Source organism: Winogradskyella sp., from assembly GCF_013213835.1.
GTDB lineage: Bacteria > Bacteroidota > Bacteroidia > Flavobacteriales > Flavobacteriaceae > Winogradskyella.
The window spans coordinates 180,161-196,582 of record NZ_JABSSU010000003.1 but is presented as its reverse complement, the minus strand read 5'-3'; the positions used below and the strand labels follow the sequence as shown (position 1 = coordinate 196,582).

General features: G+C 33.6%; 18 protein-coding genes. 15 read left to right on the top strand and 3 right to left on the bottom strand.

Annotation, left to right across the window (positions count from 1 at the left end; genetic code table 11):
- The first annotated feature begins 76 nt into the window (after window positions 1-76).
- From pfkA to HRU50_RS03690, 4 genes are all read left to right on the top strand, one after another.
- Window positions 77-1,063, top strand: a complete 987-nt coding sequence (pfkA, locus tag HRU50_RS03705; protein WP_296348306.1) for a 6-phosphofructokinase — start codon at window positions 77-79, stop codon at window positions 1,061-1,063.
- A gap of 33 nt (window positions 1,064-1,096) precedes the next feature.
- Entirely contained in the window at window positions 1,097-2,098 is a 1,002-nt protein-coding gene (gap, locus tag HRU50_RS03700) for a type I glyceraldehyde-3-phosphate dehydrogenase (protein WP_296348304.1), read from the top strand.
- Window positions 2,099-2,171: 73 nt separating this feature from the next.
- Complete coding sequence (locus HRU50_RS03695; RefSeq protein WP_296348302.1) at window positions 2,172-3,035, top strand: N-acetylglucosamine kinase; 864 nt, start codon at window positions 2,172-2,174, stop codon at window positions 3,033-3,035.
- 99 nt (window positions 3,036-3,134) lie between these two features.
- Window positions 3,135-3,305: a hypothetical protein gene (locus HRU50_RS03690; RefSeq protein ID WP_296348299.1), complete on the top strand. Its 171-nt coding sequence runs from the start codon at window positions 3,135-3,137 to the stop codon at window positions 3,303-3,305.
- Between the two features lie 73 nt (window positions 3,306-3,378).
- Here HRU50_RS03690 and HRU50_RS03685 read toward each other — a convergent pair whose 3' ends face one another.
- On the bottom strand, window positions 3,379-5,022 hold the full coding sequence (locus HRU50_RS03685; RefSeq protein ID WP_296348297.1) for a carboxyl transferase domain-containing protein: 1,644 nt from the start codon (window positions 5,020-5,022) through the stop codon (window positions 3,379-3,381).
- 153 nt (window positions 5,023-5,175) lie between these two features.
- Here HRU50_RS03685 and HRU50_RS03680 point away from each other — a divergent pair, with 153 nt between their 5' ends.
- The 9 genes from HRU50_RS03680 to ettA all read left to right on the top strand — a co-directional run bounded on the left by HRU50_RS03680 (window position 5,176) and on the right by ettA (window position 13,081).
- Entirely contained in the window at window positions 5,176-5,778 is a 603-nt protein-coding gene (locus HRU50_RS03680; RefSeq protein WP_296348295.1) for an NAD(P)H-dependent oxidoreductase, read from the top strand.
- A 9-nt stretch (window positions 5,779-5,787) separates the two neighbouring features.
- Window positions 5,788-6,318: an NAD(P)H-dependent oxidoreductase gene (locus tag HRU50_RS03675; RefSeq protein WP_296348293.1), complete on the top strand. Its 531-nt coding sequence runs from the start codon at window positions 5,788-5,790 to the stop codon at window positions 6,316-6,318.
- Between the two features lie 2 nt (window positions 6,319-6,320).
- Window positions 6,321-6,602 carry a GNAT family N-acetyltransferase gene (locus HRU50_RS03670; protein WP_296348291.1) on the top strand — a complete coding sequence of 94 codons (282 nt, stop codon included), beginning with the start codon at window positions 6,321-6,323 and terminating at the stop codon, window positions 6,600-6,602.
- A gap of 51 nt (window positions 6,603-6,653) precedes the next feature.
- Entirely contained in the window at window positions 6,654-7,091 is a 438-nt protein-coding gene (locus tag HRU50_RS03665; RefSeq protein WP_296348289.1) for a MarR family transcriptional regulator, read from the top strand.
- A 76-nt stretch (window positions 7,092-7,167) separates the two neighbouring features.
- Window positions 7,168-8,070 (top strand): pirin family protein, encoded by a 903-nt coding sequence (locus HRU50_RS03660; protein WP_296348287.1) that lies wholly within the window; start codon window positions 7,168-7,170, stop codon window positions 8,068-8,070.
- Between the two features lie 87 nt (window positions 8,071-8,157).
- A complete protein-coding gene (locus HRU50_RS03655) occupies window positions 8,158-8,874 on the top strand; it encodes a pirin family protein (RefSeq protein WP_296348286.1) in 717 nt (238 codons plus the stop codon).
- A gap of 140 nt (window positions 8,875-9,014) precedes the next feature.
- Window positions 9,015-11,042, top strand: a complete 2,028-nt coding sequence (locus HRU50_RS03650; protein ID WP_296348284.1) for an NADPH-dependent 2,4-dienoyl-CoA reductase — start codon at window positions 9,015-9,017, stop codon at window positions 11,040-11,042.
- Between the two features lie 102 nt (window positions 11,043-11,144).
- Window positions 11,145-11,327, top strand: a complete 183-nt coding sequence (locus tag HRU50_RS03645) for a CAL67264 family membrane protein (RefSeq protein ID WP_296349080.1) — start codon at window positions 11,145-11,147, stop codon at window positions 11,325-11,327.
- Window positions 11,328-11,389: 62 nt separating this feature from the next.
- Window positions 11,390-13,081, top strand: coding sequence for an energy-dependent translational throttle protein EttA (gene ettA, locus HRU50_RS03640; RefSeq protein WP_296348282.1), 1,692 nt, complete (start codon window positions 11,390-11,392; stop codon window positions 13,079-13,081).
- A gap of 53 nt (window positions 13,082-13,134) precedes the next feature.
- Here ettA and HRU50_RS03635 read toward each other — a convergent pair whose 3' ends face one another.
- Both HRU50_RS03635 and HRU50_RS03630 read right to left on the bottom strand, forming a co-directional pair.
- Window positions 13,135-13,335, bottom strand: coding sequence for a hypothetical protein (locus HRU50_RS03635; protein ID WP_296348279.1), 201 nt, complete (start codon window positions 13,333-13,335; stop codon window positions 13,135-13,137).
- A gap of 9 nt (window positions 13,336-13,344) precedes the next feature.
- Window positions 13,345-13,554, bottom strand: a complete 210-nt coding sequence (locus HRU50_RS03630; protein ID WP_296348277.1) for a hypothetical protein — start codon at window positions 13,552-13,554, stop codon at window positions 13,345-13,347.
- 416 nt (window positions 13,555-13,970) lie between these two features.
- On the opposite strand from HRU50_RS03630, the gene HRU50_RS03625 reads away from it, so the two are divergent.
- On the top strand, window positions 13,971-15,308 hold the full coding sequence (locus HRU50_RS03625; RefSeq protein WP_296348275.1) for a microtubule-binding protein: 1,338 nt from the start codon (window positions 13,971-13,973) through the stop codon (window positions 15,306-15,308).
- Between the two features lie 69 nt (window positions 15,309-15,377).
- Window positions 15,378-16,421, top strand: coding sequence for a hypothetical protein (locus HRU50_RS03620; protein ID WP_296348273.1), 1,044 nt, complete (start codon window positions 15,378-15,380; stop codon window positions 16,419-16,421).
- The last annotated feature ends 1 nt before the right edge of the window (window position 16,422 follow it).

Genomic DNA, 16,422 nt, shown 5'->3' with positions numbered 1-16,422 from the left:
CTACTGTTATTTTATGATTTTAGTCACTTTTTTAAGTGTATTGTTTCTTAATTTTACATAAATTAATTAAAAGATAATGCTAAATACAATAAAGAAAATAGGTGTTTTAACCTCTGGTGGTGATTCACCAGGTATGAATGCTGCAATAAGATCTGTAGTAAGAACATGTGCGTTTCATAATATTGCATGTTACGGTATTTATAGAGGTTACCAAGGAATGATAGAAGGTGATTTTGAGAAAATGGATGCACGTAGTGTTAAAGGTATTATCAATAAAGGAGGAACAATTTTAAAGTCTGCGCGTTCTCAAGAATTCAGAACTAAAGAAGGAAGAGAAAAGGCATACGAACAGCTTAAAAAAGCCGGTATAGATGCTTTTGTAGTTGTTGGTGGTGATGGTAGTTTTACTGGGGCAATGATCTTTAATCAAGAGTTTGGATTTCCGGTAATGGGTATTCCAGGAACCATAGATAATGATATTTATGGTACTACACATACATTGGGTTATGATACTGCAATGAATACAGTAGTAGATGTCATAGATAAAATTAGAGATACAGCGAGTTCTCATAACCGTTTATTCTTTATTGAAGTAATGGGTAGAGATGTTGGTCATATTGCCTTAAATGTTGGTGTTGGTGCTGGTGCTGAGGAAATTTTAATTCCTGAAGAGGATTTAGGGTTAGATAGGTTATTAGAATCTTTACGACGAAGTAAGCAATCTGGTAAATCTTCTAGTATTGTGGTTGTTGCAGAAGGAGATAAAACAGGAAAGAACGTCTTTGAATTAAAGGATTATGTTGATGCCAACATGTCTGAGTATGAAGTGCGTGTATCTGTACTTGGTCATATGCAACGTGGTGGATCTCCATCTTGTTTTGACAGAGTATTAGCAAGTAGAATGGGAGTTAAAGCAGTAGAAAGCTTATTAGAAGGTAAAAGCAGCTACATGGTAGGTCTTAAAAATGATGTTATGGATTTAACACCATTTGATCAAGCTGTAAAAGGAAAATCAAAAATAAATATGGAACTTCTTAGAGTTTCAGATATAATGTCAATATAAAACTAAAACACTTAAACTAAATTAATAGAAAAGATGTCAAATTTAAAATTAGGAATTAACGGATTCGGTAGAATAGGAAGAATCGTATTCAGAGCAACAGTAAAGAGAGATGATGTTGATGTAGTAGCAATAAACGATTTATTAGATGTAGAGCATTTAGCATATTTATTAAAGTATGACTCAGTTCACGGTAGATTCGACGGAACAGTTGAAGTAAAAGACGGTAACTTAGTGGTTGATGGAAAATCAATTAGAGTAACTGCAGAAAAAGATCCTAAGACTTTAAAATGGGATGAAGCTGGTGCTGACGTAGTAGCTGAGTGTACAGGTATTTTTACAACTTTAGAAACTGCTCAATATCATATAGATGGTGGTGCTAAAAAAGTTGTTATTTCTGCACCAAGTAAAGATGCGCCAATGTTTGTAATGGGTGTTAATGATGATAAATTAACTGCAGCTGATACAATTGTATCTAATGCCTCTTGTACAACTAACTGTTTAGCTCCTTTAGCGAAAGTTGTTGAAGATAACTTCGGTATTGAAGAAGCATTAATGACAACAATTCACGCAGCAACTTCTACGCAATATACAGTAGATTCACCTTCTCGTAAGAATTACAGATTAGGACGTTCTGCTTTAAACAATATTATCCCAACGTCTACAGGTGCTGCTAAAGCGGTAGGTAAAGTAATTCCTGAATTAGATGGTACATTAACTGGTATGGCATTTAGAGTACCAACGGCTGACGTTTCGGTTGTTGATTTAACGGTAAAGACTAAAAAAGAAACGTCTTTAGAAGAGATTAAAGCGGCAGTTAGAGAAGCCTCTAATGGTGCTATGGCTGGTGTATTAGGATATACTGAAGATGCTGTAGTTTCTCAAGATTTTGTGAGTGAAGTACAAACTAGTGTATTTGATGCAGATGCTTGTATAGAACTTAATTCTACATTCTTTAAGCTTATATCTTGGTATGACAATGAGTTTGGATATTCAAACAAACTTGTAGACTTAGCTCAAAAGGTAAATAGCCTTTAAGAAATATCTTTAAATTTTAAAATTTCGCAGTCTCATTATAGGCTGCGGAATTTTATTCTTACTTCATACGATTATGATTTTAATTACTGATGGTGGTTCAACAAAATGTGATTGGATTGCAATAAACTCTAATGGCGAAAAGGCAGCGGATAAGATAAGAACCAAAGGTTTAAACCCTGCTATTCTTGATGAAAAGAAATTAAGAAAAACCATTAAGAAAAGTGATGAGTTATTAGCGCTATCACATCAGGTAACTAATGTTTACTTCTACGGTGCTGGTTGTGGTACTGAAAAGCCAAGGCTCATGTTGCAATCTGTATTAGAAGATTATTTCCCAAAGGCCTTAGTTGAGGTACGCGAAGACACTTATGCGGCAGTTAGAGCGTGTATTAACACCAACGACGAAGCGGCTGTAGTATGTATTCTGGGCACAGGATCTAACTGTAGTTATTTTGATGGTAATGAGTTACATCAACGTGTGTACAGTTTAGGTTACACACTTATGGACGATGCTAGTGGTAATTATTTTGGTAAACAGCTAATTAGAGATTACTACTTTGATAAAATGCCTGAAACAATTCGTTTAGCGTTTGAACATAAACATAATTTAGATGCTGATTACATTAAGTATAATCTTTACAAACAAGCTAATCCTAGTGCATATTTGGCAGACCACGCTGAGTTTATGTTTTTAAATAAAGATTCAGATTATATAAAAGATATTATTAAGAAAGGAATTCGTTTATTCTCTGAGAATATGATCATGCAGTTTAAAGAGGAATTAGAAACTGGTATTCCAGTGCACTTTGCAGGTTCTATTGCTTATTTCTCTCAAGATGAAATTAAGGAGGTAGCTGAAGAGTTTGGTTATAAAGTTGGAAACTTTGTTAGAAGACCTATAGATGGACTCGTAGGCTACCATGCGAACAATATCTAAGTATTAATAACATGTTAATAAATCTCAATTAGGCTATTGTAAAACAGATTTTTTGGTTATATCTTTGTGACATCAAAAAAAAATTAATAAAACGTAACTATGTTCGACTTTGACCAATATTTAGGATTTTTAGCATTTTTAACCATATTAACAATAGGGTTCTGGTTAATGATTTTCCTTTTAACTTTTGTAATTCCTTACTGGGTTTTTGGTTCAGCAATTGAACGTTTTAAAGAAATTAGAGAAGAAAAGAAAGCTAAGCAAGCGTAAGTTGGCTTAACATTACACATAAATGAAAAGAGCACTTTTAAAGTGCTCTTTTTTTTGTTCTTATTCATTCTTTTTAAACCTGTAAGACTCCAAGATTAAAAGGTTTATCAATGGGTGCATGATTGGCTGCCTCTATACCCATACTAATCCAAGTTCTGGTATCTAACGGATTTATTATGCCATCAGTCCAAAGACGTGCAGCAGCGTAGTATGGAGATACCTGATTATCATATCTCGATTTTATCTTGTTATAAAGCTCTTCTTCTTTCTCTTTGGTAATGGTTTCGCCTTTCTTTTTTAATGAAGCCGTTTCTATTTGTAATAGCACTTTGGCGGCAGATTTCCCACTCATAACTGCAAGTTCTGCACTAGGCCATGCAGCGATTAATCTTGGGTCATAAGCTTTACCGCACATCGCATAATTACCAGCACCATAACTGTTGCCAATAACAATTGTAAATTTTGGTACAACTGAATTACTTACTGCATTTACCATTTTTGCACCATCTTTTATAATGCCACTATGTTCACTTTTGCTACCAACCATAAATCCTGTAACGTCTTGTAAAAATACTAATGGAATTTTTTTCTGATTACAATTAGCAATAAAACGTGTTGCTTTATCTGCGCTGTCATTGTAAATAACACCACCAAATTGCATTTCACTAGGTTTAGTCTTGGCACCTTTTGTTTTTACAATTTGTCTTTGATTAGCAACTATACCAACAGCCCAACCATCAATACGAGCATAACCAGTAATAATGGTCTGCCCATAACCAGCTTTATACTCTTCAAACTCAGAATTATCAACCAAGCGTTTAATGATTTCATTCATATCGTATTGGTCTGCTCTAGATTTTGGTAATATGCCGTAGATATCTTCAGGGTTTTCAAATGGCTTCTTAGATTCTACACGATTAAATCCAGCTTTGTCGTAATCACCTATTTTATCAACTATGTTTTTAATGGTGTCTAACGCATCTTTATCGTCTTTGGCTTTATAATCTGTAACACCAGATATTTCGCAATGTGTTGTTGCGCCACCAAGAGTTTCATTGTCAATAGATTCCCCAATAGCCGCTTTTACAAGATAACTTCCTGCTAAAAAGATACTGCCAGTTTTGTCTACTATAAGAGCTTCATCACTCATAATTGGTAAGTAAGCGCCACCTGCAACACAACTTCCCATAACAGCAGCTATTTGTGTAATTCCCATACTACTCATCACCGCGTTGTTTCTAAAAATGCGGCCAAAGTGTTCTTTGTCTGGAAAGATTTCATCTTGCATAGGCAGAAATACACCTGCACTATCAACAAGATAGATAATAGGCAGTCTATTTTCAATCGCTATTTCTTGTGCTCTTAAGTTCTTTTTTCCTGTTATCGGAAACCAAGCACCAGCTTTTACGGTAGCATCATTTGCAACTACAATGCATTGTTTGCCTTTTACATATCCTATCTTAACTACAACACCACCAGAAGGACAACCACCATATTCAGGATACATATCTTCACCTGCAAATGCACCAATTTCAATAGACTTAGATTTTGGGTCTAATAAATAATCAATACGCTCTCTTGCTGTCATTTTACCTTTAGAATGGTGCTTTTCTATACTTTTCTCGCCACCACCTAGTTTAACTTTGGTAAGTCGTTTTTTGAGTTCAGAAAGTAAGAGTTTATTGTGATCTTCGTTTTTATTGAAGTTGATGTCCATAGTTATAGTTATTTGGCACGAATTTACAAAACATTACTGTTTGTTCTAGAAGCAATTTTCTAAATGAAACGTTAAATATAAATTACATGGAAATATATTCCTTGGAATATATATATATATGTTATAAATTTGTAACAAATAAAATAAACAAGCATGAAAATTTTAAATATCAACGCAAGTAGTAACAGACAATCTTCCATATCTTCAACGTATGCTAATAAGCTTATAAACAGAATTAAAGAGGTTGAAGTCGACACAACTGTAGTAAATAGACATACAACGTATTCAGATTTACCTTTCCTTAATGAAGAAATGTTAGCTTCATTATTTGTTAAAGGAGAACGTACTGACGAACAGAAGAAGGTACTAGAAATATCACAACAACTAGTAGAAGAATTATTAGAGGCAGATACTATCGTGATTGCATCACCAATTTATAATTTCTCAGTTCCAGCCTCTTTAAAAGCGTATTTTGATTTAGTAGCTAGAGCAGGATTAACGTTTCAATACACCGAAAATGGACCTGTTGGTTTACTGAAAAACAAAAAAGCTTATGTTGTTGTTAGTAGTGGAGGAACAGAAATTGATAGTGAGATTGATTTTGCAGGCAGATATATTCAGCATTTCTTAGGATTCATAGGGATTTCTGATGTAGAAATGATTAAATTAGACCAGCTTATGTTTGATGCTGAAACTAAGCAAGAAACAGCTCAAAAACAGATTAGTCAAATCACAAAACAATTACAAACCATTTAATTCTTAAAAATGAAAAAGGTAATCGCATTCGCAGGAAGTAACAGTAAAAATTCAATTAACAAGCAATTAGCAACTTATGCAGCCTCTTTAGTTGAAGGTGCTGAATTAACAGTTTTAGATTTAAATGATTTTGAATTACCATTATATGGAATTGATTATGAGCAAGAACACGGAATCCCTAAAAATGCTCAAAAGTTTTTAGATTATATAAAATCATCAGATGGTATAGTTTTGTCTTTAGCAGAACATAATGGAGCGTATGCAACGGTTTTCAAAAATATTTTTGATTGGATGTCTAGAATAGACGGAAAATTATGGAGTGAAAAACCAATGTTATTAATGGCAACTTCACCAGGAGCTAGAGGTGGAGCAACAGTTTTGGAAGTAGCTAAAGGACGTTTTCCGTATATGGGCGGAAATATAGTTGCTACTTTCTCACTACCATCATTTGGACAAAATTTTTCTGAAGCAAAAATTACAAATGAAGAATTAAACAATACATTGTTAGGTGAAGTAAAACAATTTGAAATTAGTTTATAGACATGAACATTCAACATACTGAAGATAATAAAAACGGCGAATTTTACTATGAAGTTGATGGTAGAAATCTAGCAAGCATGACTTATACTTACGCAGGAGATGATAAAATTATTATTGACCATACATCAGTTGATGAATCATTAAAAGGTCAAGGTGTTGGTTACAAATTGGTAGAAACTGCTGTAAACTTTGCAAGAGAAAAAAACATTAAGATAATGCCGCTTTGTCCTTTTGCAAATGCGGTTTTTAATAAGAGAAGCAAATATTCAGACGTAAGATTCTAGAGATATAGTCTAAGACTAACTACTCAATACTTTATACTAAGTACTCAGATAATGGGGGATATTTCAAAAGATATAAATTCAAAGTTTCCAAACAACCGAGTAAAAGCGTTATTAAATATTATTTATACTGCAAATTGGATTAACAGTTGTCAAAATGAAGCTTTTAAAACATTTGGAATTTCACCACAGCAGTACAATATTTTAAGGATTTTACGTGGTGCAGGAGAGCCTTTAAAAGTTCAAACGATTAAAGATAGAATGTTAGAACGCGCACCAAATGCCACACGATTAATGGATAAGCTTTGTGCAAAGAATTTAATTGTACGTTTTCCTTCAGAACACGACAGAAGAGTCGTTCAAATTTCGATTACAGAAGAAGGATTACAGCTTTTAGAGTCAATCCCAAAAGACTTGAACAGAGAACTATTAAAAAACTTAACCGAAAGTGAGGCAGAGGAGTTAAGTAATTTACTTGATAAAATGAGATAATCAAATATCTACTATTCCTACTTATGCAGGTATCTCGTAACGAGTAATAAACTATTTTTTTAATAAAATATTTTCCATGGAAAATATTTCAAACGAAAGGAATTTAAAAATGAAACTAAATACAATAAAAAGAGCAGGTAAGAGTCACTTTGTAAATATGGGACCAACACGCTTGCGTCAACCCTTTCCAACGCAACACATAGAGATGATTGACCCTTTCATCTTATTACATCATTATGGGCCTTATCATATAAGTCCAGAAAGTAATCCGTTCGATTTAGGTCCACATCCACATCGAGGTTTTGAACCAATTACATTTTTGGTGCAAGGTGAGCAGTTACATCGCGATTCTTTAGGAAATGAAAGTGTCGTTAATGCTGGCGATGTACAATGGACAACAGCAGGACGTGGAATTATTCATTCTGAAGGACCAGCAAAATCATTTGTAGAAAAAGGCGGTTATATAGAAGGCATTCAATTATGGTTAAATCTTCCAGCCGAAAAGAAAATGATGCAACCTAATTATCAGCACGAAAAGCACGAAGATTTTAGAGTAATTATTTCAGAAGATAATAAAGTTAAAACACGAATCATTGCTGGAGAAATAGATAATACCTTCGGAAGAATTCTAACGCAAACTTCTGTGAATGCTTTTATGATAGATGCAAAAGCAGGCGGAGAATCCACAATTCCATATTCAAATTCACATCAAAGTATGTTGTACTTACTTAATGGAAAAGTAACTGTAAACGATGTTGAAGCATTAGAATTAGATAAGAATCAATTAATGGAATTTATGCAAGATGGCGAAGGCATTAAAATAAAAGCCGAAGCGGATAGTAAGTTATTATTTCTATCAGGAGAACCTATAAATGAAACCGTCGCAACTTACGGACCATATGTAATGAATTCGCAAACCGAATTGCTTGAAGCAATGCGAGATTATCAAATGGGTAAAATGGGATTTTTACCAGCTTAATAAATATGAAAATCAAAAAAACTGTATGTCAGTTAGCGTATTATGCTGTAGTATAATGTATAGAGAACGATAAAAAAATAGAAAACTATGAAAACAATAATTCACAAAGCAAACACCAGAGGATTCGCAAATCACGGATGGTTAAAGTCTCATCACACATTTAGTTTTGCAGGTTATCAAAACCCAGAACGTATGAATTTTGGAATGTTACGTGTTTTAAATGATGACGTTGTACAACCAGAAATGGGATTTGGTAAGCATCCACATCAAAATATGGAAATTATTTCAATTCCATTAAAGGGAGCATTATCACACAAAGATAGTATGGGAAACAAACGTGCTATTGAAGTCGATGAAGTACAAGTTATGAGTGCAGGAACAGGTTTAACACATTCAGAATTTAACGATAGCAAAACAGATGATGTTAATTTTTTACAATTATGGATTATACCAGAAGAAATGAGTGTAAAACCAAATTACGAACAACGTATGTTTGATGTTTCAGAACGGAAAAATCAATTACAAACGGTTGTTGCACCAAAAGATAAAATAGAAGGTGAAGCGTTACCAATTAGCCAACAAGCTTATATATACAGAACAACTTTAGATGCTGATAATGCTGTAGATTTAAATTTAAAATCAGAAAATAATGGAGTCTATGTATTTGTTGTCGATGGTGAAGTAGAAGTAGCAGATAATACTTTAGAGCAAAGAGATGCATTAGGTGTTTCAGAAACCGAAAGTGTTACAATCAATGCTAAGAAAACTTCAGATTTGGTAATTATTGAAGTACCAATGAATTAATAAAATTTAAGAATTCTCAATTTTTAGATAATTCCTTTACCAAAAAAGCACTTATTAAGTGCTTTTTTGGTTTATTTAAAAGTACTATATTGCAACTGTTATGCGCGCATAATAATTTTCACTAATTCAAAACCAATGCAATGAATAAGTTTCCTCATATTTTTGAACCTTTAGATTTAGGATTTACAACGCTAAAGAATAGAATTTTGATGGGATCTATGCATACTGGACTCGAAGAAGAGAAAAATGGTTTTGAACGAATCGCAAAGTATTATGGTGAACGTGCAAAAGGTGGAGTAGGTTTAATAGTTACAGGTGGAATTGCACCAAACATACAAGGCTGGACAGGTCCTTTTTCAGCAAGAATGTCATCGAAAAAACACGTAAGAGAACACAAAATTATTACCGACGAAGTGCATAAGTATGATGGCAAAATATGCATGCAAATATTGCATTCAGGTCGTTATGGTTATCATCCATTTAACGTAGCACCTTCAAAAATTAAAGCACCTATTAATAGATTTACTCCATTTAAGCTAAAGCAATCAGGCATAGATAGAACCATAAAAGACTTTGTAAACTCAGCAAAATTAGCGCAAGCAGCAAACTATGATGGTGTTGAGATTATGGGTTCAGAAGGATATTTAATTAATCAATTTATCACAAAGCGAACTAACAAACGCAATGATAAATGGGGTGGAAGCTATCAAAATAGAATGCGCTTACCTGTTGAAATCGTTAGTCAAATAAGAAAAGCAGTTGGTGAAAACTTCATCATTATCTACAGACTTTCCATGCTAGATTTGGTTGAAGGTGGAAGTTCTTGGCAAGAAATAGTAACCCTTGCCAAAGAAATAGAAAAAGCAGGAGCAACCATTATCAATACTGGTATTGGTTGGCATGAAGCACGCATTCCAACCATTGCAACTTCAGTTCCTAGAGCAGCATTTACTTGGGTGACTAAGAAAATGCAAGGAGAAGTTTCTATTCCGTTGGTTACTACAAACCGAATCAATATGCCAGAAACTGCAGAGCAAGTTTTAGCAAATGGTGATGCAGACATGATTTCTATGGCTAGACCATTTTTGGCTGACCCAGAATGGGTTAATAAAGCAAAGCAAAACAGAGTTGATGAAATTAATACTTGTATTGGTTGTAACCAAGCATGTTTAGACCATGTTTTTCAGCAGAAAGTAGCAAGTTGTTTGGTAAACCCAAGAGCGTGCCACGAAACAGAATTAAATTACACCATTACAAATAACGTAAAATCAATAGCAGTTGTTGGTGCTGGTCCAGCAGGTTTAGCTGCTTCAACTGTCGCTGCCCAAAGAGGTCATAAAGTAACCTTATTTGATGCAGATTCAGAAGTTGGTGGTCAGTTTAATATGGCTAAACAAATCCCTGGTAAAGAAGAATTTTATGAAACGATAAGATACTTTAATAAACAAATAGAATTACACGGCGTAAATCTTAAATTAAATACCAGAGTTACAGCTGAAGATTTAAAAAATGGTGGTTTTGATGAAGTTATTTTAGCAACAGGCATTCAGCCACGAACGCCAAAAATTGAAGGTATTGAGCATTCTAAAGTATTAAGTTATATTGATGTATTAAAACATAAAAAACCTGTCGGAAAGAAGGTAGCAGTTATTGGAGCTGGAGGTATTGGTTTTGATGTATCAGAATATTTAGCTCACGAGGGCGAAAGTACTGCATTAAATGTTGATGCTTGGTTAAAAGAATGGGGAATTGATAAATCTCTTGAAGCTCGAAGCGGAATTGAAGGTGTAAAAGCAGAACATGAACCTTCGGCAAGAGAAATTTATATGTTTAAAAGAAGTAAAGGTAAATTTGGCGGGAATCTTGGGAAAACTACAGGCTGGATTCATAGGTCAACATTAAAAAAGAAGAAGGTTAATTTTATTAACGAAGTACAATACACCAAGATTGATGATGAAGGTTTGCATTACGTTCAAAATGAAGAAAATAAATTGCTAGACGTGGATAATGTCATTATATGTGCAGGTCAACTTCCGTTTAAAGAATTATTAAATCCACTTGAAGAAAAAGGAGTAAAAACACACGTTATTGGCGGTGCTGATGTTGCGGCAGAATTAGATGCCAAACGTGCTATAGACCAAGGAAGTAGGCTTGCTGCAAGTATTTAATCTAATCTTATATCTATACAAAAAGCACCTGTTTGGTGCTTTTTTGTTTTTAAAAATCCGATATTTGTGTTTACACAAACTAACAAAACTACATTTTTTAATATGGCAATGAATAAAAACACAGTCTTAGCTTGGGCTACTTGGATTATGATTTTTGTAGGACTTGGACTTATCGCCTTAGGTGCATTTAGATATGATGACGTAGCAGGTTGGGGTTTTGCAGCTGTTGGCTTTGGATTTTTCTGTAATGCATGGGTATTTAATGCTCTAAAAGGAAGAGTATAATTGAGAGAATAGTATATTATTATTTCCTAATCGCTAATTACTAACTACTAAATACTATAATAATGTCTGACGATAAAAAAATAATTTTTTCAATGTCTGGTGTTACCAAGACATTTCAATCTGCTAATACACCAGTTTTAAAAAACATCTATTTAAGTTTCTTTTACGGAGCTAAAATTGGAATTCTTGGTCTTAATGGTTCTGGTAAATCTACTTTATTAAAGATTATCGCAGGAGTAGATAAAAACTATCAAGGTGATGTCGTTTTTTCTCAAGATTATTCCGTTGGCTATTTAGAGCAAGAACCTCAATTAGACGAAAACAAAACTGTTTTAGAGGTAGTTAAAGAAGGAGCTGCAGAGATTGTTGCTGTATTAGATGAATACAACAGCATTAACGACCAATTTGGATTAGAAGAAGTGTATTCTGACCCAGATAAAATGGAAAAGCTAATGAATCGTCAAGCTGAGCTTCAAGACCAGATTGATGCAACAAATGCTTGGGAACTTGATACCAAGTTAGAAATCGCAATGGATGCTTTACGTACACCAGATGGCGAGAAAAAAATAGCAGTTTTGTCTGGTGGTGAGCGTCGTCGCGTTGCATTGTGTCGTTTATTACTTAAAGAACCAGACGTATTATTATTAGATGAGCCAACCAACCATTTAGATGCAGAATCTGTACACTGGTTAGAGCATCATTTAGCACAATATAAAGGAACTGTAATAGCAGTAACTCACGATAGATATTTCTTAGACAATGTTGCCGGTTGGATTTTAGAACTTGATAGAGGTGAAGGTATTCCTTGGAAAGGAAACTATTCTTCTTGGTTAGACCAAAAATCTAAACGTTTGGCTCAAGAAAGCAGGTCTGCTTCAAAACGTCAGAAGACCTTAGAGCGAGAGCTAGAATGGGTTCGTCAAGGCGCAAAGGGTCGTCAGACAAAACAAAAAGCACGTTTGAAGAACTACGATAAGTTAATGAGTCAAGACCAAAAGCAACTTGATGAAAAACTTGAAATTTATATTCCTAATGGTCCACGATTAGGAACAAATGTTATTGAAGCGGTTAGTGTTGCTAAAGGTTATGATGATAAGTTACTATACGATGATTTAAATTTCAATTTACCACAAGCAGGAATAGTTGGAGTAATCGGACCTAATGGTGCTGGTAAAACCACTATTTTTAGAATGATAATGGGTGAGGAAACACCAGATAAAGGTGAGTTTAAAGTTGGTGATACTGCTAAGATTGCCTATGTCGACCAAAGTCACTCTAATATAGACCCAGAAAAAACCATTTGGCAGAATTTTAGTGATGAGCAAGAGTTGGTGATGATGGGTGGAAGACAAGTAAATTCTCGTGCGTATTTAAGTCGTTTTAATTTCTCTGGAAGTGAACAAAACAAAAAAGTAAAACTACTTTCTGGTGGAGAACGAAACCGTTTACACTTAGCAATGACACTCAAAGAAGAAGGTAATGTATTACTTTTAGATGAGCCTACTAACGATCTTGATGTTAATACTTTAAGAGCTTTAGAAGAAGGTTTAGAAAACTTTGCGGGTTGTGCCGTAGTGATTTCGCATGATAGATGGTTCTTAGACCGTATATGTACACATATTTTAGCTTTTGAAGGCGATAGCCAAGTGTATTTCTTTGAAGGTGGATTTAGTGATTATGAAGAAAATAAGAAGAAACGTCTTGGTGGAGATTTAATGCCAAAACGTATCAAGTATAAAAAGCTTGTTAGATAAGATAATAAACTATGAAGCTTTAAAAAATAAAAACCTGCAACTTGCAGGTTTTTTTATTCGTATAAATGATTATCACTTATGGTGTAATTATTTTTTGATTCTGTACTTCTCTTAAGCTCTTTAAAGTTTGATTCAAATTTTTTTAGCCCTTTGTTAAATGTGGTTTTTTGTTTAGGTTCGCACAACAAATAAATGGCATACACTAAATACGAAAAGGAAACAACCACTAAGGCAAAAGATAAAAACAGTTTCATCCGATTATTTTAGTTATCACCATAAAGATGACCTCCAGTAAAATCTTTATAACTTTCGTCGACATCTTTAAAAGCATTAGTCTCCATTAATTTTTTATTTTCTTTTTTAAGTCTATACATTTTAATAATGGCTATTATAATAAAAACTGAAAATATGGAAGCAACGGCGATTAAAACCATTGTCAGCTGAGTAGTAGTTACAGCTACAAGCGATGACATTAAGTATTTGAACATCATAGATATGATTAAATTAGATTTGGGATATATAATGCTAAGATATAAAAAATATTCCAACCTAAAAGTCTAATTATAAAACGTTTAGTGCATTAGAATCTTAATAACATCGATAAAACGCATGTTAAATCCGTTGAAACACAGGGTTTTTCGGGTCAAATTCACTTTTCAGACCTTGTTAATAACTTGAATAAAAAATTAACTTTTTGTCATTTTTATTAACATATGACAACTTTTTGGCTAATTATATTACAAATATTCAAATCAATAACCTCATTATATTTTGTAACATTTTCCATGCCTTAACTACATATATTTGAGCATATAAAGTTTTTTTAGTCTTAAAAAATTACCGAAATTGCTTATTCTAAAATTTGTTCAACTAAATTATTTTGTAACATATGTCTGATGATTTTGATTTATTAGAAACCAATTCAAGCGAAAAAACAGAAAAAGTAGACGTTAACTGGGGAAAAGCCATAGACCAAATGAAGTCTAAGTTGGCCCAAGAAGATGATCCAGAAAGTCGTCAGAAAATATTAAATGCAACATTAGACAATGTCGTAGATATGGCTGAGAAGGATAGATCTACACTTCTAGATGCTATTAAAGACCTTACAGATTACCAAGATGAAGTTGGTATTATGTTCGAAGGTTTTTCAGCACTAAATGCAGCTGAGCAAAAAATCATTGATGATGCTGTAAAACGTCTTCAACGGGCGCAAATAGAATTAGAAGACGCAAAAAATAAACCAGACACATGGTGGAATAACCTTTGGGGAAGAAAAAGTAAAATTAAAAAGGCAGAAGATGAATTGACAGCTGCTCAAAAACAACGTGATGGAGCTGATAATAAAGCCAAAGCAATGTTTCAAGAACGTATTGAGACTGCCGATGTTCAGACATTATTAAATGAGTTGTCTTTTAAAAGTCAAGCAGCAATAAAACGACTAAAAGATCGTGAACTTGAAATCAAAGAAGTTGAAGAAAGCCTCAAAACGGCTATAGTAGAAGCAAGTAATAATCATACAAAAGCTTTAGAGAAAAAAGAACAAGTAGTAGCGCAACTAGAGGAACAATACGCTTTATTAAAACAAGCACGTCAGGCTTTAGAAGAAGTTGCAGACAAACAATCACCAGAGTATTCAGAAGCTTTAGAACGTGTAACGCAACTAGAGCAAAAGGTAGAGGAATTAGAAGGTTTAAAGAATGCTTACACAACTTTAGCGGCTTCAAAAGACAGCTTCGTACACAAGCATAACTTGACTATTAAAGTATTAACGTCTTTACGTAGTAATTTACAAACACACAGAGCAAAATTAAAGTCAGATACTGATGAGCGTTTAAAGTATTATGACGGTTATGTAGTTGCTTTAAAAGCGAGAACAGACCAAGAGTTTGCAGCTATCTTAGAACATTTAGGTGTTAAAACAGATGAGCATATTGGTGAGACATTAGCTGCAATGCATACGGCAAGTGCTAAAGCACGTCAAGATATGATGGATAACATCCCAGTACATGAAAAAGTGATGCAAGGTATCTACGGAAGTTATGCTGAAGCTCTAAAGGATATTAGAACTAAAGATGCCGAACTTCAGAAGAATTTTGCTGATAGATACGGTATTGACATGAAGGATATCTTCAATGAATATTATGAAGCTGATCCTAACGCACCTGCTGATGGTGGCGAGCCTGAAGGTGAGACAAAGCCAGAAGAAACAGACGATTTGTTAGGATAAAAGTAATCAGTTAGCAGAAATCAGTAACTATATACTGATTTCTGCTACTGCAAACTGAATACTAAGAACATGATTGCAACACCGTTAGATTCCGCAGTATTAGATTCTAAAGAACAATATGTGTTTTATCACAAGATGATTGATTTTGCGTTAAAAGAAATCATTGTTTCTACACAAGAACACAGAATACTTAACGAAAACGAAATAAGACTTTTTAAACAGTATACAGATTTGTTATTGTATTCTATTGAGGCAATGCGTGTAAAATACATGTATGATGAAGAGGAAAATATGAAAGTGGACCTAACGGATTCTGGTTTTCCAAATTATCTTGAATTCAGATATCTTTTTAATGATTTAGAATTACGAGAAGAGTTTTTAAATAAGTTGACTGATATTGAAACACTTAAAGACGATTTCTTAGATACATTAATGCGTAAAAAGCAACCAATTTCTAAACGTAATCTTTTTCAAGCATCGTCTATTGTGTATTATTCATCTGCAAAAAAGGAATACATATTCAATCGTTTTGTTCAAGGAAAAATACAAGAATTATCAAATCAAGACACTGATTATTTAGTGAGTTGGAGTTTTTATGATGTCACTCATAATAGACCATTTATTTGCTATATGTATTTTAATTATGATGGAAGAGATGTAAATGGTTATAAAGATGAGATATATAAAGTCCTAAAGAATACGTCAGATAGAGAAATGGCTTTAGATACAATGGCTTATGCCATTGACAAAAGATTACCAAAAGTGTTTCCGAAGTTAATCAAACGAATAGATTTAGGACCAATACATAATGTATTTGCAAAGGATGAAAATGAAATTACACATGCTATTTTAGATGGGATTTCAAAGAAAAACATTCCGTTAGAATCTTTTGCCGTATCACTTAAAATTGATGAATTAGCATCACAAAGTGAGTTTAAAGAAGGTGGTTTTTTTAGTAAACAAACCTATCAAAAATGGGCAAGAACCTTTAGGCAACGCTATGTGTTTGCACCACATAGAATCATTCAATTATTGCACAATAAAACTCCAGATGTTATGAATAAACTGGCTTTGCCACCAGTTCAGGTCTCTGATTTAAAAATTGATAAATAAT